A 20,268-nucleotide genomic window follows, 5' to 3' on the forward strand; every position below is an offset into this window, starting at 1 on the left:
TGTAATCCTGCTTCGAGAATCGCCAACTCCGCTTTCGCAGCGGCAGTTTCGAAATATGCCATACGGATCATTTGCGACATCGTGTTGATGTCTGCTGTCAGCTCCTGTTCGCGGGTGCGGGTTTTCTCATTACCGATGGCAGTTTTTCGCTTTGTTTGTCCGGGCAGCAGAATCTTTTGCATGATGCTCGCTTGCAACATCGTCATCGGGTCTTCATCCACCGCCAGCGTCTTACTGGGAACATTCATTAGCCCGACGCGAAACATCGGATTCATCCATCCCCGACTCATTTTTGCACGATATTGCTCTGCCTCGATCATCGCACTCATCGCGCGAAATTCTGGATGATTCGTTTTGGCATACTCGATGTATTCGTGCAGTCGTTGATTCGGTTCGACCGCGATTGCGTTGCTGACAATTGAAGGCAAGACGAGCAAGATTAGACAGAATAAATAGAGAAATCTCATAGTTCACCCCAAAGTGAGAATCGACCGAACAAATCGGTCACGAGTTAAATGAGGAGTGACAAGAATATCAGGAAAGTAACGGCAGAGTACGCCCATAAAGCGCACTGGAGGCCGTTTTACCAAAAGCAATTGGAGAGTAGGGAGCGCTTATCGGTAAGTATAAAGAGTTATCGAATACATCGGCAATCGGTAAGGTCAAAGTATAATCGTTTACATCGGGCAACGGCAACGAATTATCGGTTGTGAGATGTCCGATGTTCAACCGCTCGCTGGTATGTTGACATGTTTTTGTAAACGGTGAAGAATTTGAACCAGAATGTGTAGCATCATCATTTGTATTGGTGATTTCATTGGCACAACATGATGGTAATGGTTCCGGTTCTGGCTCGCAATTGGCGCAAGGAACTGTGACAGCTTGTTCCAGAAATTCATCGGTGTGACTGTGAGAGCATAAGCACGGAGCGATAACTCCCGTCGCGATCCATATTGCGACGACGATAACATGCAGTAGACTAAAAAGCGATGTTCGAAACTGGCTCACGAATGCTCACACTATTTCACGGTGATACGAGTTCAATGGAATGAAATTGTTTATGGTTTCTTTGACCGGAAGAACAGGATTGAACAATACACCATCATTCCGAGGAGAATCCCCCAACTGATGATCATAAAGAGTAGCCCCAAGGGAGTCATGATTCGTTTCCCTTCCCTGATGTAGGTTTGGAGGTCGCATAATCTCTACCGGCATAATAAATCGCAAGGATTAGGATTGCAATAAGCAACAATAACCATATTCTTGTCCAAATAGTCGTATGCCAAACCTTCGGATCGGCAATGGCACTCATCGTGATGATGGGTACGTTTTTCCACACCCATAACGAGAGCATCACCAATAAATACAATGGCTTGATGTATTTTATCACCGAGACAAATAAACGAGGTATCTTGATGTGACTACTACGATTGAGTTCTTCCCATCCTTCCTTGGCACCGAAAATCCAACTAAAAATCCAAACCATTACCAGTGCACTGACGACCGGAAGAAAAGTTCCTCCCCAGAAATTGAACTCATCAATAGTACCCAAGGCGATGGTTTGTATTAGAACAAAACCTACGAGTAATGTTAGCGCACCAATAATGATTGTCGCACGAACCCTTGAAATGTGCAGCTCATCCTGCATAAATGTAAGAATCGGTTGAATCAACGACACCGAAGAGGTAATGCCTGCCAGCGTTAACAAAAAGAACCACATAAACCCAAAAACTGAACCGAGCGGAAGTTGATTGAAAATGAGCGGCATCGTAACAAAGCCAAGATTAAAGGAACCGCTTTGCGCCACTTCTTTCGCACCGACCGCTCCCAAAAAAATAAATGTCGCTGGGATGATAATGGTTCCCGCTAAAATCACTTCGGCAAACTCATTCGTCGTTGCAGAAGAGAGAGCTGAGTGGGCGACATCGTCATCTTTCTTCAAGTAACTGGAATACGCGAGGATCGCACCCATTCCCACCGAGAGTGTAGAGAAGATTTGACCAGCCGCCGCCATCCAAACATCGACATTGAGCAATGCACTAAAGTCTGGATTCCACATGAAACCTAATCCATTGGCGACATTCTGATCCGGTAACGATGGATTCGGAGTACCCAGCGTCAATACTCGAACAAAGAGAAAACCTGCCAGCAAAAAGAGCAACGGCATACAGATTTTGTTGAGTCGTTCTATGCCTGAAACGATCCCACGTGAGACAATCCAGTAATTCACACCAAACGTTACAAAAAAGAAAATGTACAACCATGGTAAATCGGGAAGTTGCTTCGCAGGAGCTAATCCTTGGAATTCGGTCAGCAAGTCTTTCATATCAGCGGGATTGGTAATCGGACTGTAGTATCCCAGCAGGCTAAATGCAGAATAAGCTAAACACCAGGACTCGATAACGAGATAGAAAAAGTTTATAACCAATGGGACAAAGAGACCAAAAATGCCGAGATACTTTGCCCACCACTTTCGTGCGACAACATCGAATACCCCTGGCGCTGATCCGCGCCCATATTGACCGCCATACCTACCAAGCGTCCATTCGGCGAAGGCAATCGGAATGCCAAGAAAGAGGAAGGCAATAAAGTAGGGAATCATGAACGCGCCGCCGCCGTTCTGAACGACTTCCGAAGGGAAGCGGAGGAAATTGCCTAATCCGACAGCGCTGCCAGCAACTGCCAGAACGATTCCGATTTTACTGCCCCAGTTTTCACGTGGTTTGCTCATGTTTCGATTAACCGTAGTTGATTGAATTCAAAAGGAACGGTAGGATAGTACAACGGGAAGACAATTCATGCAAGAAATAAATCGCAACACATAAAAAAAAACAGACTTTCGTCTGCTTCTCAAATCTACCTAATACGATTACGCTTTAGCGGGTGTTTCTAAAAACATTGTTTCCGAAACTACTTGTTCGGTAAGTTGAAGTTTCCCTTGGATTGCGGCTCGGAGACTAACAGCACTGACTTCTAATTGATCGAGATCAGGTTCTTTGGTTGTGATGCGTTGCAGCCATAAGCCCGGTTGAATCAACATCGTAACGGCGCGAACATTCTTTTTACGATCACTCCATTTCAACACTTCGTAGCCTATCCCGGCAACAACCGGAATAAACGGAAGATGCATCAGTACCCGAACAATCGCGCTGGGATATACAAAACCGAAAAGCAACAACGTAGCATCCAACATGGTAAAGAAAATCATCGTGACCAGTCCCAGCACCAATAGAAAACTCGTGCCACACCGGGGATGAAAGCGGGTATGTGTTTTCATTATTACTGGTTGCACTGGATCACCCGCTTCGTAAGTCGCAATCCCCTTATGCTCTGCGCCATGATACTCGAAGACGCGGCGGATTTCCTTCGAGAGTGAAATCGCCCACATGTACGTTACAAGCAGAGTCATCTGCATTCCATTCGACACCAAGTGATAAAGAAACTGATTGCCATCGGCGCCAATTGTCCATTTCGCTACCGAGTACGGCAACCAAAGGAAGAGCGCCATCCCCGCTATCAGTCCGATTGGAAGCGATAACTTGGCCAAAATTTTCTCACCGAGCGAAGGTGGTTTATCGTCCATCGTTTCGCCGTAAGTTGCAATCTTTGCCGACCAATCCAGCGTTCCGATGCCAAGCTTAAGAGTCTCGAACAACATCCCGGCGCCACGTGCGATAGGTTTCTTAAAAAGTGGGTTTTTATGCGAAATCGGTGGGAAATCCTGCAACCGGCATACAATGCGACCATCGGCAGCCCGGACGGCGGTTGCAACATGATTGCTCCCGCGCATCATCACCCCTTCGATTACCGCTTGACCGCCAACAGCATTCGATTTGCGCACACCTAACCCGTCGCCTTGATCGGGAGCTACAGGGCACGACATTCCCGCTGATGTCCACTCCACTTCGTCTATGGGTGGATCCGTTACTTTATCGCTGGTTTCCTGAGCTGTGTTCTCGGAGACTTCTTCGATGGCGCGAAATAGTGCGATAAACGGCAAAAAGCACGCATGCCGAAGCAAACGTGCCAATACTGCTATTCTTTGAAAAATGCGAATGTTACTGACCGACTTTCCCATACTTCTTCATGAACTTATCGACACGGCCAGCCGTATCGACCAATTTGTTTTGTCCAGTGAAGAAAGGATGGCATGCGCTGCAAATATCAACCTTTAACTCACCATGGGTGTTGGTGCTCCGGGTCATAAACTCGTTGCCGCAGGCGCAGTGTACTTTCGACATCTGATAATTCGGATGTATTGTCGTTTTCATTTGATATCCCATATTTCCGCTGAGCGTTTGGTTGCTCGCTCAATCGCTCACATTACATGAACGTTCCGTTTCACAGGCTGAAATCGCCAGAACAATAAATCATGCTATCACTATAGTGACAGGCACTGGAGATAATAATAATACGTTAGTTTAGCCTGTGATACAAGTTACCGGGCTGAATCAGCCTTTTGCTTTGCTTCTAATAGCACTTTCGGAGTGATTTGAAGCGTGTCTCCAGTCGTTGGGCTACGTTCGGGAACAACGGTGGCACCGGTTTGTAGCAGTTGCTTCATCCGCATACTGGTCAATGTCTTAACCATTAAATAACCGACGATGATCACCGAAAGCGACACAAGAATCAGAATCCAGGGTCGCATAGAACTTTTGTTCGATTTCTTACCGGTATGGGTTAGCCGTTGCGAAGCCCGGGCGCGGGTTGCATACCATTCCTCAAACTCTGCTTTATCGTCGGGTTTCGGCGGTTGAGATTCCATTGGCATTATTCTTCCCCTTCGGCTTCATCTTTGGGAAAAGGCTCGTCACTTTGCCACCGTTCGTCATGAATCTGGTGGTCGAGGGCATCATGTAAAGCTTGTTCAATCGGGATGTTTGTCCAGCAGATCGCTTGAATTGCCGGCCAGAACCGATTCATCATACCAAATCCCATAAAGACGAATGGACTCCAAAACTCCGTGGGGAATGGCAGATGTTTGTGAGGAAATCCCGCTCGAAAACGAATCTCTCCATCCTCCCGATCCATCTCAAAATTGCCGAATGCCAAATCAAAATTGATTCGATTTAGCATTTCAATTACTCGCATCCTCCGCGACTTCGGGGTGCGAAAGGGGGTTACCGTTACCGCGATAAAGTTGTTCTCTCCGAGGAGAAAAAGTGTGCTATATTGCGCATTGTCGAGTTCCATCGCAACGCGAATTCCACGGTTAGCCTCAATGGTCTCATACTCCAAACCAGAACCGTCGAGGAACTGCTGCAGAGCTTCGAACAATGGGGAGGAGGTATTGGTTTGGTGTTTATTGTCCACGATACAAAATACGATGAAATCTGCCGGAGAAAAGAGAAGGGTGCTTTTGGCACCCTTCCTGCGATATTGAAACCTTTTAGTATCGTAATGAATAGTTTACGATTTGCCCATTGAGGAAAGGAAGTCGGAGTTGGTCTTTGCGCCACGCATCCGGTCGACAAGGAATCGCATAGCATCGGCTGGTGATAAATCGCCGAGCATGTTCCGCAGAATCCAGATCCGGTTCAGCTCCGTTTCGCTTAGTAAGAGCTCTTCGTGACGGGTACCTGACTTGTTCAAGTCGATGGCGGGGAAAATACGCAACTCTGCCATCCGGCGGTCGAGCACGATTTCGTTGTTACCCGTTCCTTTGAACTCTTCAAAAATTACTTCATCCATCCGGCTACCGGTGTCGATTAATGCGGTTGCAATAATCGTCAGCGAACCACCCTCTTCGATATTACGGGCAGCGCCGAAGAATTTCTTCGGTTCGTATAAAGCAGTAGCGTCCATACCACCAGACAATACACGTCCGGAGTGGGGAGCGACGGCGTTGTGCGCGCGTGCGAGTCGGGTAATCGAGTCGAGTAAAATCACTACGTCATGACCATACTCCACCAACCGTTTCGCCTTCTCAATCACCATGTTCGCGATTTGAATATGGCGCTCCGGCTTTTCGTCGAAGGTCGAGGAAATCACTTCACCACGAACAGTACGTTGCATATCGGTGACTTCTTCCGGACGTTCGTCGATGAGCAAAACGATCAGCAATACTTCCGGATGATTACGCGCGATTGAACTCGCAATCTTTTGCAGAATAATCGTTTTACCGGCACGAGGCGGTGATACGATCAGCGAACGTTGCCCTTTTCCTACCGGAGTAAACAAGTCGATTGAACGGCTGGTAATATCGCAACCCTCGAACTCTTGCTTTAAACGTTCGTTCGGATACACCGGAGTTAGATTGTCGAAGAGAATCTTGTTACGGGTCTCTTCCGGCGCTTCAAAATTGATCGCTTCTACCTTGAGCAAGGCGAAGAAGCGTTCGCTCTCTTTCGGAGGACGTATTTGACCGCTAACGATATGACCTTTGCGCAATCCGAATCGCTTGATTTGCGAGGGACTGACGTAGATATCGTCGGGACCGGGAAGGTAATTGGATGTAGGGCTGCGAAGGAATCCATAACCTTCCGGCAGAATTTCCAATACACCGTTCGCGAAAATCAAACCGTCTTTTTCCGTTTGCCGTTCAAGGATTTTAAAAATCAAATCCTGACGCGGCATACCGGAGTAGTCGTCGATCTTAAGACTTTTCGCGATGTCGTTCAACTCAGAAATCTTGAGCGATTTTAGTTCGGCGAGTTCCATGGGGTACTCTATACGAGGAAATAATGAAAGTAGAAAACGCCCGCCTCGAACGGACGACTTCATACAAAGATTGGCTGGGTTAACCTAAAACGACCATGAAGGTGAGTTCTCAGGACAGAAGCTTTTCGCTTTGGAATGTCGAATCAAAGTACAGCATCCTTCCCGAATAGTCAAGCGGTAACAATACAAAATCAAATTTCCTTTTGCAACTCTTTTCCCTCAGTTAAAAACTAATGTTAAAATCGTCAAAACAATTTACCTGTCTGAACGAAAGCTTCTGCTCAAGACTTGTTCCTATTTGTTACCCGAAATCACATCGAGCAAGGCTCCGAGCAAGTAATGAGATCCCGTGATAACCAGAGTATCTTGATCATAACACGCGTTATATGCTGAACTTAACGCGTCCTTTGGATTTGAATGTGCCGTTGCTTCCAATCCGTGTTTGGTGCAAAAATGCGCAATCTCGGTTCCGGATCGACCACGGCTACCCTCCAATGTCGTTGCATAAACGATTGGATTTAGTTGAGCTAGCTCACTTAAGTACCCGTCAATATCCTTTTCCGCGAGCAGGCTAAGTACAATTCGGTATCGACTCGGAGGGGCGAGTGGATACTTCTCAAGTAGTGTTTTGACCAGTGCCTTCGCTCCGGCGGGGTTATGGGCGGCATCCGATATCGTCAAGGGACTCGTACCATGCACTTGCATTCGGGAATCCCATGCAATGCTCTTCAGACCATCTACAATCGCTTCATCTTCGATTTTATAGCCGGCTTCTCGCAACCCCAGCAGGATGCAAAACACACCAGCAAGATTCTCCAACTGATGTTTGCCGAGCAGTGGTAAGTACAAAGGCGGCAAGTTTTGTAGCTCACTAATCGCCTCATCACTGATTGGATGAACCGTTACAAATTGCCCTGAGTGCACCGAAGAACCTGGTGCTATCACTTTTCGCTCGGTGACTTTTACTGTCTCACTCGCCAATCGTAACGATTTTGCCTTCCGCTCCTGCCAACGGGTCTTGAGGTATTTTTCCACCGGAGCTGTTTGCTTGGATGCCGTTGCAAAGCTCGTAGGTTTCCAAATGCCGGATTTATCTCTCGCGATTTCAATTCTTGTATTGCCAAGGATCTCGGTGTGGTCTAAATCGATGCGGGTAAGGTGTGCGACGACTGGATGCAGTACGTTCGTACAATCCCACGTTCCTCCGAGTCCGGTCTCAATTACGTTAAAATCGCATCGTAACTCCCGGAAAACTTGAAACGCCAAAGCTGTTGTAACTTCGAAAAAAGTTGCTTGTAACGAATCGGCGAGTGGACGGATCGAAACGAGTAGCGTTGCTACCAGATCCTCAGAAACAAGCACTCCATCGATCCGAATACGTTCGCGCCAATCGACCAAATGTGGAGAGGTATACAACCCAGTACGTAATCCGGGTACTTGTAGAATCGAAGAGACTATCGCGCAGGTCGAACCTTTGCCGTTAGTACCAGCAACATGTACAGCAGGAATCTGATCTTGGGGATTGCCAAAGAAGGCTAACAGTTTACGGGTTGTGTCGAGTGTGCGTGTCATCCCAAACCGATGGCGCTGAAACAACCAATTGAGGTTCTCTTGATAATCACTCATTGTACAAGCCTGACGGTAAAAAAGATTTGCTTAGCCGCTGCTTCCAACATCTCAATCGTAACAGTAACAATGTGTGGAAGCGGTTCACCCAAAAAGCGCTCGGCAATCTCCACGGTGTTTCCGCCAGTGTCGGTGAATGCAATAGTGAATTGAGGCTCGTTATCTTGACATAATGCATCCACTCGCAACTGTCGAACCGCTAACTCGGTTGCTACCACAGCTGCCGTTGCTTCTGCTGAATCGATGATTGTAATATCAGGTAACATCTCCGCTAATATCGGTTTTAATAATGGATAATGTGTGCACCCCAAGAGCAGTGTATCGCAATGCTTTGTGCGAATCATTGTGAGATAGTTTTCGATAGCTAAACGCACGATGGGCGACGTCAACTCCCCTTCTTCCACCAACGGTACGAGCAACGGCGCTGCTTGCGACACCACATCCATACTCGGTTGTATGCGTTGAATTGCTGTCTCGTAGGCTTTGCTAATAATCGTTCCACGAGTGGCAAGAACACCGATTCGCGTTTTAGCCAACGATACGGCTGCCGCTGCGCCCGGTTGAACAACGCCAAAAATGGGTACTGGAAGCGCTTCTCGAAGCTTGGGTAGTGCGAAGGCACTGGCAGTGTTGCAAGCGACTACAATCGCTTTAACTGGTTGTAGCGCTAACCATGCGCCGATTTGTAATGCGAACCCCTCGACAGTTGTAGCTGATTTCGAGCCGTAGGGAACTCGCGCAGTATCGCCGAGATAGATGTAACTCTCGTCGGGCAGCTTTCGCCGCAGTGCCGCCAACACCGTGAGTCCGCCTACTCCACTGTCGAAGACACCAATTGGTAAGGATGTGCAATTTTTATAATACACTCGAACATCTCACAGTTGCACATAATTCTCGCGAGGAATGTAACGTAGGTTCATTTATAGCACAACCAAAGCGAAATGGTTTTTCGATTTCATTGAACACGTTGAGAGACTGCTCCGCAAAATCTTGATCGGATTTGCGTTGGGTGCAATCAGAAAACAATACGGGGCGTATCGCTACGCCCCATATATATCTACGAGAGATTGTAGTTACTGATAAAACTGATTGCGACGAAAAGACTACTTGGCTTTCCCGTGAGCAACTTTCGCCCAAGCTTCGTCCAACTTAAACTCTTTGTAAGTCGGGCTCTTTTCGTTATGGCATTTGACACAACCTTCTTTCGGCTTCTCTACCATACCGGCGGCTACCGATGCGGCATGATCTTTCATCACTTTCATTGGGCTGTAGTCGGATCCAGCGCCATGGCAGCTTTCACAACTCACCCCTTCATCTTTGAGAGTCATGTTCGTCACGTGGCAGCTCAAGCATTCCTTATCATCTTGCGCTGAACCGGTACGATTTAGCTTCTTCATGACTTCTGCTGATTTCTCATTGGCTAAAAGCGAATATGCTTTTGCATGACCGGTTTCCATCCACGATTCGTAGATTTTACCTTTGGCTTCGCCTTTATGGCACATCGCACATTTTTTTAGTCCAATCATCGTCGGAGCGGCTTTTGCCGCTTCTTCGGCAAAAGAAACAGTGGTTACGAATAAAAACATGGCAGCAAATGCGGCTGCGTAAACGGACTTTCTCATGGTTTCCCCTTTAACTGTTGTTAATCCAACGTCTCAAAATAGTACGTTGTTCGAATAAAATGAAATAGAACAAATCCTATCGAAGTATGGGAACTTATTGGTTCCAAATATGACCGTCTCCACCGTGACAAATGATGCAAGTATGGGAGTTAGGAAAATACCCAACTGCCTCGACTACTTCAGCGCGATTATCGCCATCGATGTGTCCCGGACTGTCCCATCGCGTAGGTACAACATGGCAACCGGAACAAGGAATCGGACCCTGGGGTGGATTTATCTGCGTTAAATGTAGTTGGTGACGTCCAACCCCACGTGAAGTAACGTCCAAACTACCGGATAAATCGCGCGGTGGTGCCCAATTCGCTTCGATCGAAGGGTTGCCGCTCATAGTACCATGACAGAAATTACAGTTCATTACGGTAACATTGCCAGCACCATCGTTATGACACTTTCCACAACTCATCGCGGCATTTCCATTACCGTCTAACCGTTCGCCATGGCATGCAAAACACTTGTCATATGGATAATTATTCGTACGTAAATAATTGTCGTGTGCACTTACGGCGGGATCGACGAACGGATGTGGATTCGTGTCGGCTGTCGTGTAGCTCGAGTCGACTTCTACACCGCAGCCTGTTGCAATGATCAAACAGAGACAGGCGAATCCGGTAACCACAAAAATCTTCTTCATCGTCGTCTCCTCTACTTATGACACCGGACACATGCCGGTTCGGTCTTACCCTGATCATGGCAGGCGAGGCAGCTCTCCATCGCCATTCGCGCTTCTTCCACGTGCTCGCCGCCATTGTTGCGGTTCGCCCAAAGCGTTCCCATCGCATGACGTACCGGGATTTCCCGGCGATGGCAATCGGTGCACTTCGCTTTTGTTTCGTGGCAGCTTAAGCACCGTCCGCCAAATGCCGCGTCTACAGCATGATTGAATCGAAATCCCACCGGATGTGGTGAATTTGTGAGTTTTGATCCGTTATGGCATTCGTCGCAGCTTTTCGGCTCGTGGCACACATTACATTCGGTGACTTTCATCGCCGCTTCGGTTCCATGCATCTGTTTCCAGTCGAACGATAAGTGTGATGCTGGTTTGCCGAAACCGCTTGGTATCCCCGCAGAAGTATGGCACTTCGCGCATTCATTTTTCTCTTGTACGTCGTGGCACTCGATACACTGAGCATGTCCCGGATTCATTCGAACACCGGGTTTGACTTCGACGGCTTTGCCGTGGCAGTCGGTACACTTCATCCCATTGTCTTCGACATGCAGTTTGTGCGTAAACTTTGTTGCGATGTACATATCGCTCGCGCTTTGCGCAGTAACAATGTAACCTGTTACCAGTAGTGTAATGATTGCAAGAATCAGATAGGCTGATAGCTTTTTCATTTGCCACCTCCGGTGGTGAACCGGAACTCGACGTTTGCTAAAGCGCGCTTATCGCTTGTGAGTTGCGGGGTCTTGTAATACTGATACTCAGCGCCGACAGTCATCCATTGCCATCGTTTCGGAGTGTAACGAGCGCCGGCGTTTGCAGTTACAATAGTTCCATCAGTGAGAGCTACTTCATCCCAACTGTATTCGGAAATCGAAGTGTTCATGTACGTTTGAACCATTGTGCCGAAGTTATAACGCAAGGCTGCCCATGGTCCCGCGGATTGGGATAAATCGCCATCTGATGCGCGATAACCGATTTGTCCGTATTCGGTCGTAATGACCGGACCTCCGCGCCAACTGGATGCGGATTCCGAGGCGATACCTGTACCTTCAATACCAATACCAAACTTTCCGGGAATTAAGAAATAGTTCAACTCGCCGCGCGCACGAAAACTGCTTTCCAACTCAAAATCTTGGAACCAAGAGTCAGCGGCAACCTCTGGATTGATCACACCAAGTTCCACCAAGAAACTGGAACGGGAATTATAATGTCGCTCGCGCCAATTTGCCATCCTCAGTAGTCCCGAACTGGGATTCAGTTGCACCGTTACGATATCGCTCCAATTTTTATTGTAGCGGGTGTACAACTGCACGCCAACTAAATTCCGGAATTCGTTGCCATCGCGTTTCTGATTGACGTAGGTAAGCCGCAATTGGCTGTTTTCGTGTTTCCAGAGTGGCTTCAATTGCCGAAATCGAAGCTCGGCGCCAAGGAATGGGGAGGAACCTCTCGCCATTTCAAACCGCCGGTTATCGGGGCCATTGTTGCCACCCAACACTGCCCAACCGAACCAGGGGGTTGCTTGATGTGATACTTCAAGACCATCAAGCAATCCAAAGGCTACACCGCGATATGCGTAGAATCGACCTAAGTTGATTTCTAACGGAGAGCCCCATTCACAGTAGGTGAGATATGCAGAATAGAGTCGCATATCGCCCGACTCGGCAAATTTGTCTTGATTGTCTCCGCGATACTGAAAATGTGATTTGAATTGAATGCCCATCGGCAAACCTTTCAAAGTGCTGCTTACACCCGATGTCAACCACAAGTGGTCTTCAGTTTTGTCTCCACTCAAAGGAACCTGATAACCATAACCTTCTGCGTAAACTGTGCCGTACGCAGTTGGCTTTGCAAAGCTCGGAAGAGAGATAACTGTCAACATCAAACTTGCGGTAATGAGAATTAATACTTTTCGATTCATTCGCATGTTCCTCTCAAATCGATTTCAAAAATGTAACACGAAAGCTTTTCCTGACAAAGCGAAAAGCAATCGGAAGGAAACTTTGCGAGACTACTTCTCTTTCTCGTTTTGAAGTGTCACGTTTTGTTCTGGTGCAGAATGCTCCTCTTGTTGTGGAACCGGATCGCCGGCTTTCACAAAACTCGGATCGTCACGCTTGGCATCGGCGGCTTTGCCGTGGTGGTGTTCCCACTCTTCTTGTGACATTCTGCCCGTGATAAATGTCAAAGCTAACGGATACTGCTTGGGGTGGAAAATGACAAAGAAGAAGTGCCAAATAATAATTGCTCCGACCGCCAGCAAGGCTTCGTAGTAATGGACAACACTGGCAACCCGCACAACCCAACCCGGTGTCCAGGCGGTTGCGATAACCGGGAACCAAAGCACCATACCGGTGATACCCATGACAATCGTACCCCAGACCAATGCCCAATACTCGGCTTTTTGGGTGTAATCGTAGGTTTCAAATCGAGGTGGGTCTTTCCGAAGTTTTAAATGATACATCAGGTTATGGATCGCACTTGTAACATCGAATAGCTTCGGAGCATAGTTACGAAGTTTATCCCTGCCACGCTGTGTAGAAAACAGCCAGAAAGTGTGCCAGAGTGTCCCGATAATCAAGAAGATTGCAAGAATTCGGTGCAGAAACGCCCGAATCTCCTCATTCATCCCGAAAAACACCAGTCCTTGAACCCACCATGAATCTTGATGCCGCAGCGCCAATCCCGTGATAGCCAACCCAATAAACGTAACCATCAAAACCACGTGTTGCATGATTTCGGAGCGATCCATCCGCACAATGTACTTCTCGCTAAGATGCTTCTTGCGGTGCTCCCGAAGATGGAAAAGGTAGACGATTAGATTGTGAAGCAGCATTCCACCCAACGTGCCGATAATCAACACGATGTAGATGATGCGAGCATAATCGTGATAACCCCATTTCTTACCAAAGCTCTCATGGGTATAGCTTTGCGCAAACTCGGTGTTGGAGTTTGGATGACACTTACCGCACGTTTGTACTAAGTTGTTCGCATGGGTGGTCGAACGGGGATCGAAGTGGCTGCGAATCGCGTGGGTAGTATGGCAATCGTTGCAGTTCGCCACGATCTGTGAACGGCCAAGCGCCCAACCGTGATAGCTGTCGTTATAACTTCTAACAACTCCTTGCCAAATCCCAAATCGTTCGGTTAATGCCGTATTTTCATGGCATTTTCCGCAATCTTTTGCCACATTCGTCGGGTAAGTACGTGATTCCGGATTCGTCCGGGCGAGTATCATGTGAGATTCATGGCAGTCATTACAAGCCGGTGTATCCTGAATTCCGCGTCGGTTGGCTGCGCCGTGGATTGAAGTGAGATAATCGGTTGCCGCTTGGTCGTGGCATTTACCGCATGTGTTTGGTAAATTCAAACGGTTTGTAATGCTTTGTGGATCACCAGCCGACTGAATGCCGTGGGTGCCATGGCAGTCACTGCAAATTGCACCACGGACCTTGGTCGAGTCTTTCATCCATTCCTGCCACTTATCAGCATGAATCGACTTCATGTAATTTGTTTTGGTCATCGGCATCCGAACATAATCGGTCGTTGTTACGACTGAGTCGCCATGACAGTGCCCACAGGTTGATGGTTGGTTCCGAGGATTCGCCATACTACGGGGGTCACTAACCCGCCGAACACCGTGTCCCCTATCGTGGCAGTCGCCGCAGTTTGCAGCGACGCCCAACCCGGTGGGATCGTCTTTAAAGTGCATGCTGCCGCGATATTCTGCTAATGGTTTTTGATGGCAATCGCCGCAATGGAATGCCGCTTCGCCCGGCTTCAAATGTACTGAGTGGCAACTTGCGCAGGTCATTTCGCCGCTAAGCAACTCACCTTGATGAATCGAACCGGAAAATTCATCCATCGTCTTATGATGGCAGGTCATACAATTCTTGAATGCGTCGTTCGATTTCTTCGGATCAGCTACAGCATGAGGTTCGTGGCAACTGGAGCAGGATACTTTGTTGATGACTGTATCTGCTACCGATTTATGAATGCCATGAATCCCATGCGGTCCATTCTTCAATTGGTCCAATGCACCGGCATGACAGTTTTGGCAAGTCTTCGTTATTGCGACCGGATCGACCAGTTTGATCTCTCCGTGTGCCGGGTGGCAGGTCGCGCAAGCATCCTTCTTTCCCAACTGCGGGAAGCGTTTCGCATGGATACTGCTATTGTAACGCTTCGTTTCCTCGGTATGGCATTTCATGCACGATGCGCCGACAACACCAGAAGCACTACTTCCGATGCGGTGAGCATCACCGGTTGGACTATGGCAGTCGAAACACTTGGCAGCGACAAACGGAGAAGTTCCACCACCGCTTCCGTGCATGCTCTTTTGCCACGACTGGGTTATCCCGCTATGACACGCGTCACAATTCACTTTTGGGGTCGCTTTCCAGTGCGGAGTCTCGTCGTAGTTTCCCTTGCCGTGACAGTCGGTACAGGACAGTGAACCATGAACACTTTTCGTAAAGCCATCGTGGACACCGATTTTTTGACCTGCCGAGTTCTTTAAATCAGGGTCCTGATGACACATGATACAGTTCGAATTGTCAGACCAATCAGTGTCAGCAGAATAAACAGAGCTGAATCCACTTAACGTGAAAAACATCACGACGAAAGCATGTTGGAGGAAACGTGCGGTTAACATAGCAAGACTCAACGTTTGTTGAACAAGAAAACTTGTCCGGGGAATTTTGATACAGGTGGATGAACACCTTTGTTGTTTTGAGCGGGGAGGAGATGACTTCCCTGCAACGAGTGAATAAATGACCGGGTTAGTAGAACAAAACTACTTAGCAAAAGTTCCAATGACGATGAACGCTAAAAGAGCCAATCCAATTGCTAATGAGACAAAGCCAAACGAGTAGAGCAAAGTCTTTGCGAAAATGCTGACCGGCTTCACTTTCACTTGCTCTAATTCGCCGGATGCCTTCATGTCTTCATACCAGAGCTTTCGTTCCTCGATAAGGAATTGTTCGCTGACTGATCCGGTGAAGATGACTTCATCCATCGGGAAGTTTTCGGTACGAAGATGTTCGTTAAAGAAGTGAATGGTGAAAATAAAACCGGTGGCAAGCAATGCTTCTTCGCTGTGAATGATCATCGCTGCATTCAGTGCCCAACCTGGAAGTAGTTTCGTAAAGAAAGTCGGAAACCACAACGTCAAACCGGATGCCCCGATAACGGCAACACCCCAGAACACCGCCATGTAGTCAAACTTCTCCCAATAGGTGTAGCGGCTGAATTCCGGCTTCTTTGCGATATGCAAGAAGTAGCCGATGTGCTGGAAGAAATCTTTCGCATCTTTCGGCTGGGGAATTAGTGAGTCCTTACCCCACAACATCGATTTAATCGTCAACTTCTTCTGTGCAAGTTTGTAGGCAAGACTTCCGAGATGTAATGCGAAATAGCCAAATGTCATCACCGCTGCAATTCGGTGAAGAATCGCCATCGTATGCAAATCAAGTAAGTTCGTGGCGACCCAATAGGCAATTTCGGTATGGCTGTACTTCAGTGGTAGACCGGTTGTAGCCAGTGTCAGGAAGCTGACAATAACGATGGCATGAACAATCCGGTCATAGGTATTAAATCGTTTGTAACGCCATTCGCTCTTGTGCTTCTTCGGTTTACCAAAGCGAATCCGGTCGATTACCGTTCGCATAATCCAGAAGAGGGTATGTAATCCAAACACCGTAAGTGTTATCCGCAGCAGCCAAACCATCGAGATATGAAGGAAGTCTAACAACGGATGCTCTGCTGGTGCCATCGGGTCGTAATGCTGTAACTGCGCGACAAAATTTACATTCGCGTCTTTATGGCAGCGTGCACAGGTTTGAATGATATGCTGTTTTGAGATCGACGATTGGGGATCATTCGAGGGCAAAATCAAATGATTGTCATGACATGATACACAAGTCGCAAACTTCTCACCTTGATATCCTAACGCATACATCTTCCCGTGATAAGTATTCAGATACCCTTGCACCACATTCGGATTGATCTGGAATCGCATCGTAACATTACGGTTCGCATGGCAACTGCTGCAAAGCGATAGAATCGTTTGACCGTTAAATTTGCTGCTGATGCGCTCGATATTTTTATCGCCGTGGCATGTTACACAGGTAGGCGCTTCGGCATGCCCTTTCCGGAACGCAATGCCGTGAGCGCTCTGCTCATATTTCTTGTTCTCTTCAACGTGGCAGTTTTTACACTCGCGGGTTTCTTGCACAGCAGCGACATGTTTCTCGTCCGTCATTTTCCAGTGATAAATATGGCATTGGGTGCAGTTCGCATCCTTCCCCATTTTCGTCTGGATCATGATCTTGCCGTGGGCAAGATTTTCTTTCTGATGGCGGTCATCAGAGTGGCAAGCGTTACAGGTGCCGGGGATTGTCGCTTTTACGATACCATCGACGGAGCGTTTCATTTCCGTATCGTGACCGGTATGGCAACCGGCACAGGTCATGAGCTTCGGATCGACATTCGACTTTCGGTGGATCGATGCTTCGTGGCCGGTATGGCATTTATCGCAGGTACGATCCATCTTGTCGATATGAACCGGTGAACGAGCATCCTTGACTGAAAAAATTTCATGGAACGAGTGGCAATCGATACAGATCGGTGCTTTCGTGTTTCCATTTTGAACGGCGTGGTAGTGTTTCGAGGAAGTGTAGTCTTTCGATTGCTGTTGATGGCACGATAGACAACGATCTACGGTCTTCTTCCGCCAATCGGCGGGTAGCATTTTACCCCGTTCCGATTTATCATGGGCATCGTGGCAACTCGTGCAAGAGAGTTTATTCTCACCCTTGACTTTCGAGTGAATCGAACTCTCAAATTTCTTTACTTCGGGATTATGGCAAACACCACATACCATTTTCGTGTCGGCATTCTTTGACATTTCGTGGGTGCCGTGGCATTGGGTACAACTCGGAATGGTGGAAAAGCCACGCGCCTTTAGGTGTTCACTGAAGCCGGTCATAAACTTGCTTACAGCGTCGCTATGGCATTCGTTGCAGTTGACCGGAGGGTAGTTCTTCCAATGGGGAGTATCGTCGAAGTTTCCGCTGCTGTGGCAATCGATGCAGGCAAAATCCTTGTGAACGCTCTTAGCGAAGCCCTCGCCCGAAACCGTGAGTTTCTTGCCTCCGGCATTCTTTAAGTCGGGATCGGCATGACACATCAAGCAGTCGGTATTCTCTGGACCTTTCGTTTTCACTGCATCTACAGCAATTGCTCTGCTTGCTATCGATGAGAGCAAGAGAACAAAAACAGTTAGCAGACCGGTTGTGAATCGGTTCATCGGGCAAGCTCTTCTGGGTATCGGTTACGGAGAAATTGGTTGGATGGCTCAATATAATCTCCGTTGGAAAGAAAAGCAACGGATAAGACTAAGGCAATGCTTGATTTATCGATGTATTCTCACTGTTTTCCCAACAACTCAAGCGAACTATTACAATAAGGCGAAAATGAAAGTTAGACTTGGCGAACACACCTGATAGCAGGTAAAAATCAAAGGAGAGAAAAGGCGGACCCTCACGAGTCCGCCTCTTCCATACAACAAGGTACGATTAACGCATCAGTACCAACTTCTTTTCAGTCGAGAACCGGTTGCTCGTGAGTTTCACGATGTACATTCCGGTCGCCATCCGTGAAGCATCCCACGAAATCAATTTCGGCGAAATACCAAGTGCACCGCTGTACAGTTCGGTTACCAGTTTGCCTTCGAGGTTATAAACTGCAACCTTGGCGGAACCGGCTTCGCGAAGTTGTACTTTAATCGTCGCCATCGAGTTGAACGGATTCGGATACGCTTCGACCAAACCGAATCCCTTGGGAATCGTCACGGTGGAAGCCGTGTTGTTCACTGTGATAATGCGAAGCAAACGACGTTCGCCGGACAGACTCACATCCGACAACCGGTAGTTGTAAACCGCACCTGGAATCAAACCACGGGTATCACGATACATATAGTTTAACGGGGTGCTGCTGCTGCCATTACGTGAAAGACTCGAAACGGTTACCGAAGTAATCGTGCTCTCATCCCCTTCGATCCAACGGTCGATTGCGAAGTAATCGTTTTCGGTTTCCGATTCCGTCCGCCACCGCAGTTCAATCCCACTCTCTGTCGCATTACCGGTAAAGCTGGTCAATTCAACGGGCAACAATCCATCATTTCCTAATGCCCACATTGAGAAGTGGTTCAATCCAGATACGGTAACCGAATAATAAGTACCATTGTCGACTGCTATATAGGTTCCCGGTAAGGTAGTCCAGCTGTTACCGTTATCGACAGAATAGCTGACAATTACGTTTGCTAAATCGAAGCCACCCGGTAACTCAGCAGCGGTGAAGTTAAAGGTTAACTCGGCATCTACAAAGTTTTCTGTGGTCGGAGTGATGGTCCAGAAGCGACTAATTGGATCCGAAATGGGCATAACCGGCGGATACGCGGCAGTATAACTGACCGCTACCGAACTGGGGTTTGTAAATGCGCCGCTTTGTGCCGGAAAAGTGATTCCAACGCTTGGTTGGTCAGCCGTTCCTACGTCGTTCGGTAAGGTTGGTGTCCATGCAGTTTGATTGCTTGGATTAGGATTGGTAGCGAATCCACCGCCGGGATAATGAGAGTTACGCAACTCTTCAATCCAAGTTGTATTGTCGCCACCATTCGGTTGTCCAGCAGTATGCGAAGTAGTGGAGTTGGAATAGCGAACCCAGTTCGATTGAGTGGTCAACATACTGGAAGACGAGCTTCCGGCAATGTATCGAACACCCTGATTGCTGCTTCCACCGGGTCGAACGTTCGAGTTAGTAAACGTCGATCCGCCATCCCATTCGTGAACGGTGAGACCAGAAGAGTTCTTGAGTACAGGATTGTCCGCGTCAGTTCCGTTAGTAAACTCGATCCAAGATGTTGAACTACCTAATATTTGATTCGCAGTTAGATTGGAATTGTTGTGAGGTAGGATGATTAGAAAGTCATCGGTTGGATCAGTGTCAACTGCCGTAAGGATTGGCGTTTGTGCGTTAGAACGATAAATCACGATTATCGTTCCTGTTGGTATGCTTTGCCACATCGCGCCGGAAAACACTATCTGTCCTTTAGTGCCACCAGCTTCGTCTTCAATTCTCCAGTTTTGCATGTTTAGCGTCGTTCCAAATTGTGGTGTGGCTAATATCTCGACAAATTCAGAACCTGGTGAGCCTAAACCTTGAATCCATTCATTGATTATTGCGTCGTAGAATACTGCGTCTCGTTCAGCAAATGCAACTGATGCGAAGATTGCAAGTATTCCAAATACGAAAGCGATTCGCATTGATTTCATCGATTACTCCTTTAGACTACTGACGACCCAAGAGCTCGCGCAAAAACGCGGTTGACTTGAGATGATTGATAAAAACACTACAAAATACCACTTGAGATGTTTGGGAACAATGAAGATGCTTTCGTGTATTCGTAGAAAATATCTAAGCACACATTATGCCTTATATGTGTTTGTATATTATACAGATAGGTTATGTAGTTTCTGCTGTGATAAAAATCACTTATTTGCTCGCGGAGGGAGTAACAAAATCAAATCGAGTTATGCAAAAACGCTTATAAAAACCATAAAAAAAAACGGGCCG

17 protein-coding genes are annotated in these 20,268 nt (G+C 47.6%); all 17 read right to left on the bottom strand.

What is annotated here, in order from left to right:
- The coding region (locus OEM52_06840) for a TolC family protein (protein ID MDK9699839.1) at window positions 1-467 on the bottom strand (467 nt) is incomplete at its 3' end.
- Between the two features lie 67 nt (window positions 468-534).
- The gene (locus OEM52_06845) at window positions 535-1,008 is read right to left on the bottom strand and encodes a hypothetical protein (GenBank protein ID MDK9699840.1); all 474 of its coding nucleotides are present in this window, start codon (window positions 1,006-1,008) and stop codon (window positions 535-537) included.
- A gap of 148 nt (window positions 1,009-1,156) precedes the next feature.
- Window positions 1,157-2,731: a sodium-dependent transporter gene (locus OEM52_06850; protein ID MDK9699841.1), complete on the bottom strand. Its 1,575-nt coding sequence runs from the start codon at window positions 2,729-2,731 to the stop codon at window positions 1,157-1,159.
- A 138-nt stretch (window positions 2,732-2,869) separates the two neighbouring features.
- Window positions 2,870-4,078: a DUF1385 domain-containing protein gene (locus OEM52_06855; protein MDK9699842.1), complete on the bottom strand. Its 1,209-nt coding sequence runs from the start codon at window positions 4,076-4,078 to the stop codon at window positions 2,870-2,872.
- Complete coding sequence (gene rpmE / locus OEM52_06860; protein ID MDK9699843.1) at window positions 4,059-4,271, bottom strand: 50S ribosomal protein L31; 213 nt, start codon at window positions 4,269-4,271, stop codon at window positions 4,059-4,061. The genes OEM52_06855 and rpmE overlap by 20 nt, the downstream gene beginning before the upstream one ends.
- Before the next feature lie 167 nt (window positions 4,272-4,438).
- Window positions 4,439-4,771 carry a hypothetical protein gene (locus OEM52_06865; GenBank protein ID MDK9699844.1) on the bottom strand — a complete coding sequence of 111 codons (333 nt, stop codon included), beginning with the start codon at window positions 4,769-4,771 and terminating at the stop codon, window positions 4,439-4,441.
- Window positions 4,771-5,313, bottom strand: coding sequence for a YbjN domain-containing protein (locus OEM52_06870; protein MDK9699845.1), 543 nt, complete (start codon window positions 5,311-5,313; stop codon window positions 4,771-4,773). Before OEM52_06870 ends, OEM52_06865 begins: the two co-directional genes overlap by 1 nt.
- A 96-nt stretch (window positions 5,314-5,409) precedes the next feature.
- Window positions 5,410-6,660 (bottom strand): transcription termination factor Rho, encoded by a 1,251-nt coding sequence (gene rho / locus OEM52_06875; GenBank protein ID MDK9699846.1) that lies wholly within the window; start codon window positions 6,658-6,660, stop codon window positions 5,410-5,412.
- Between the two features lie 294 nt (window positions 6,661-6,954).
- Complete coding sequence (locus OEM52_06880) at window positions 6,955-8,286, bottom strand: bifunctional folylpolyglutamate synthase/dihydrofolate synthase (GenBank protein ID MDK9699847.1); 1,332 nt, start codon at window positions 8,284-8,286, stop codon at window positions 6,955-6,957.
- Window positions 8,283-9,152 (bottom strand): glutamate racemase, encoded by an 870-nt coding sequence (gene murI, locus OEM52_06885; protein ID MDK9699848.1) that lies wholly within the window; start codon window positions 9,150-9,152, stop codon window positions 8,283-8,285. The genes OEM52_06880 and murI overlap by 4 nt, the downstream gene beginning before the upstream one ends.
- A gap of 237 nt (window positions 9,153-9,389) precedes the next feature.
- Window positions 9,390-9,908, bottom strand: a complete 519-nt coding sequence (locus OEM52_06890; protein MDK9699849.1) for a cytochrome c family protein — start codon at window positions 9,906-9,908, stop codon at window positions 9,390-9,392.
- A 94-nt stretch (window positions 9,909-10,002) separates the two neighbouring features.
- A complete protein-coding gene (locus tag OEM52_06895; protein MDK9699850.1) occupies window positions 10,003-10,599 on the bottom strand; it encodes a hypothetical protein in 597 nt (198 codons plus the stop codon).
- An 11-nt stretch (window positions 10,600-10,610) separates the two neighbouring features.
- Window positions 10,611-11,303 carry a hypothetical protein gene (locus tag OEM52_06900; GenBank protein ID MDK9699851.1) on the bottom strand — a complete coding sequence of 231 codons (693 nt, stop codon included), beginning with the start codon at window positions 11,301-11,303 and terminating at the stop codon, window positions 10,611-10,613.
- The gene (locus OEM52_06905) at window positions 11,300-12,553 is read right to left on the bottom strand and encodes a hypothetical protein (GenBank protein MDK9699852.1); all 1,254 of its coding nucleotides are present in this window, start codon (window positions 12,551-12,553) and stop codon (window positions 11,300-11,302) included. Before OEM52_06905 ends, OEM52_06900 begins: the two co-directional genes overlap by 4 nt.
- A 90-nt stretch (window positions 12,554-12,643) precedes the next feature.
- Window positions 12,644-15,286: a cytochrome b/b6 domain-containing protein gene (locus tag OEM52_06910; GenBank protein ID MDK9699853.1), complete on the bottom strand. Its 2,643-nt coding sequence runs from the start codon at window positions 15,284-15,286 to the stop codon at window positions 12,644-12,646.
- 141 nt (window positions 15,287-15,427) lie between these two features.
- Entirely contained in the window at window positions 15,428-17,941 is a 2,514-nt protein-coding gene (locus OEM52_06915) for a hypothetical protein (protein MDK9699854.1), read from the bottom strand.
- Window positions 17,942-18,209: 268 nt separating this feature from the next.
- Complete coding sequence (locus tag OEM52_06920) at window positions 18,210-19,967, bottom strand: T9SS type A sorting domain-containing protein (protein MDK9699855.1); 1,758 nt, start codon at window positions 19,965-19,967, stop codon at window positions 18,210-18,212.
- Window positions 19,968-20,268: the final 301 nt, after the last annotated feature.

This window comes from bacterium, from assembly GCA_030247525.1.
GTDB lineage: Bacteria > Electryoneota > JAOADG01 > JAOADG01 > JAOADG01 > JAOTSC01.

What these genes read in the sequence shown, in the direction of transcription:
- OEM52_06880 (MDK9699847.1), bottom strand. Translation starts at nt 8,286, where the DNA reads ATGAGTGATTATCAAGAGAACCTCAATTGGTTGTTTCAGCGCCATCGG.
- OEM52_06915 (MDK9699854.1), bottom strand. Translation starts at nt 17,941, where the DNA reads ATGAACCGATTCACAACCGGTCTGCTAACTGTTTTTGTTCTCTTGCTC.
- OEM52_06910 (MDK9699853.1), bottom strand. Translation starts at nt 15,286, where the DNA reads ATGTTAACCGCACGTTTCCTCCAACATGCTTTCGTCGTGATGTTTTTC.
- OEM52_06920 (MDK9699855.1), bottom strand. Translation starts at nt 19,967, where the DNA reads ATGAAATCAATGCGAATCGCTTTCGTATTTGGAATACTTGCAATCTTC.
- OEM52_06855 (MDK9699842.1), bottom strand. Translation starts at nt 4,078, where the DNA reads ATGGGAAAGTCGGTCAGTAACATTCGCATTTTTCAAAGAATAGCAGTA.
- OEM52_06890 (MDK9699849.1), bottom strand. Translation starts at nt 9,908, where the DNA reads ATGAGAAAGTCCGTTTACGCAGCCGCATTTGCTGCCATGTTTTTATTC.
- rpmE (MDK9699843.1), bottom strand. Translation starts at nt 4,271, where the DNA reads ATGAAAACGACAATACATCCGAATTATCAGATGTCGAAAGTACACTGC.
- OEM52_06850 (MDK9699841.1), bottom strand. Translation starts at nt 2,731, where the DNA reads ATGAGCAAACCACGTGAAAACTGGGGCAGTAAAATCGGAATCGTTCTG.
- rho (MDK9699846.1), bottom strand. Translation starts at nt 6,660, where the DNA reads ATGGAACTCGCCGAACTAAAATCGCTCAAGATTTCTGAGTTGAACGAC.
- OEM52_06895 (MDK9699850.1), bottom strand. Translation starts at nt 10,599, where the DNA reads ATGAAGAAGATTTTTGTGGTTACCGGATTCGCCTGTCTCTGTTTGATC.
- OEM52_06905 (MDK9699852.1), bottom strand. Translation starts at nt 12,553, where the DNA reads ATGAATCGAAAAGTATTAATTCTCATTACCGCAAGTTTGATGTTGACA.
- OEM52_06900 (MDK9699851.1), bottom strand. Translation starts at nt 11,303, where the DNA reads ATGAAAAAGCTATCAGCCTATCTGATTCTTGCAATCATTACACTACTG.
- OEM52_06865 (MDK9699844.1), bottom strand. Translation starts at nt 4,771, where the DNA reads ATGCCAATGGAATCTCAACCGCCGAAACCCGACGATAAAGCAGAGTTT.